Annotated in this window: 2 protein-coding genes; both read right to left on the bottom strand. The window is 54.6% G+C overall.

What is annotated here, in order from left to right:
* The coding region (locus tag ACJHYR_RS27590; protein WP_410233207.1) for a prophage tail fiber N-terminal domain-containing protein at window positions 1–1104 on the bottom strand (1104 nt) is incomplete at its 3' end.
* A 58-nt stretch (window positions 1105–1162) separates the two neighbouring features.
* Window positions 1163–1859 (bottom strand): DUF3672 domain-containing protein (locus tag ACJHYR_RS27585; protein WP_213864351.1); only part of this gene is annotated, 697 nt, incomplete at its 5' end.

The raw sequence follows: 1859 nt of genomic DNA, 5'->3' as shown, positions 1-1859 counted from the left end.
AGCCCCACTGTCTGATGGCTGATAATAATCACCCTGATCGGTCACTCGTCCCAGTCGGTTCAGATCACCATTCAGCAGTTGTCCACGGGCTGACTCTCCTCTTGGTCCCTGAGGACCTTCCGGACCACGTGCACCTGTTTCGCCCTTTGCTCCCTGTGGACCTGTCGGCCCGCGTTCACCTGTTTCACCTTTTGGTCCCTGTGGACCTGCCGGACCGCGTTCACCTGTTTCACCTTTTGGTCCCTGTGGTCCTGCCGGGCCGCGTTCACCTGTTTCACCTTTTGGTCCCTGTGGACCTCCCGGATCTCCTTTATCCCCCTTAGGGCCTTTTTCTCCTCGCTCACCCTTTTCTCCCTTCAGACCCTGAGGGCCTTCCGGACCACGTGCACCTGTTTCGCCCTTTGCTCCCTGTGGACCTGCCGGGCCGCGTTCACCTGTTTCACCTTTTGGTCCCTGTGGACCTGCCGGGCCGCGTGCACCTGTTTCACCCTTTGGTCCCTGAGGACCTGCCGGGCCGCGTTCACCTGTATCGCCCTTTAGTCCCTGTGGACCTGCCGGACCGCGTTCACCTGTTTCACCTTTTGGTCCCTGTGGTCCTGCCGGGCCACGTGCTCCTGTTTCACCTTTTGGCCCCTGTGGCCCGGTAATGCCTCTTTCACCACGAGCGCCGGTATCCCCTTTCTCTCCTCGTGGTCCCCGGGCAGATGCTGCTCGTTTCCGGGCTTCCTCCGCCTCAGATGCCGCGGACTCTGCTCTGTGCAGTATGGACTGCACCACAGCCTCCAGCTCTGACAACGCCTTCGGATAATAAGGAGCATCTTCCATCTCCATCAGAAATTTATTCAGTGTTCCCGGTGAAGAATCCTCCCTGACCACGATATCTCCCACATACGAAGGACGGTAACCTTCTGTATTGAGTGTCACCCTGTATATTCCTGGCTCCACATCCATACTGTAACTCCCCGTATCTTCCGGCATGCCATAAGCCACTGTCGTGGCGATGACTGTCTCGCTGGTTCTCTTCGCTTTCAGCTCAATAATGCATCCCGGTACCGGTTTTCCGGTTCCGTCCCTCAGCACGCCTGAAATTTTTACAGCCGCCATACTCGCTCCACAAATAAAAAAGGCGCCATTTCTGGCGCCCGTATCTGGGTTATAAAATTCAGCTAATCGTGATGCCTGCAGTGGCTTTCTTCATCACAACAACCAGCAAATCGCTGATACTTGCTGAGGGATACCAGCCATTTACCCACCATGCTGATACCGAAAACTCCAGTGTCATTACGCCACTGCCTGCAGGCATATCAATAACACCCGTGTATATCAGCGTATTATCCAGAGCCGTTCGGTTATAAATTTCAGCCCCGTTTTTCTTCACTATCAGGCGGCATGACGAATAAGGCTCCTTATCCTTCCGCGGATGTCTGGCCCCCCTGAAAGCCACCGCTGGAATAACAATTTGCCGGTCAAACGGCTGATCGTCATAAACCCTGACGGTAATGGTCCCTGATGGCCACGTCTCCGGTGCACGGGAGTCACGGGGGAAAGCCTTACCCACTGTTTTAACGAGATCGCCTTCAATCTGGTTTGCAGACAGTTTTCCCAGAACCCGACAGTTCTCGTTAATCGTGACGTTGTTGAGCGAGCCCGAATTCGCATTCACGTTACCACTGATATCGACATTTTTCGCCGTCAGACGCCCGTCCGGTGTCAGGGAAAATGCCGGGGGATTGCCGGATGAGGTGATACTCACCGCAAACAGTCGCTTCATGAAAACATCATTCATGAACAGCTGATCACCCTGAGCCACAAACAAAGGTGTTGTATTGCCATTTTCCGGGTTAATCATCGCAATACGA

This window comes from Escherichia sp. WS1450, assembly GCF_046487395.1.
Classification (GTDB): domain Bacteria; phylum Pseudomonadota; class Gammaproteobacteria; order Enterobacterales; family Enterobacteriaceae; genus Escherichia; species Escherichia coli.
This window is presented reverse-complemented; position numbering and strand designations above follow the sequence as displayed.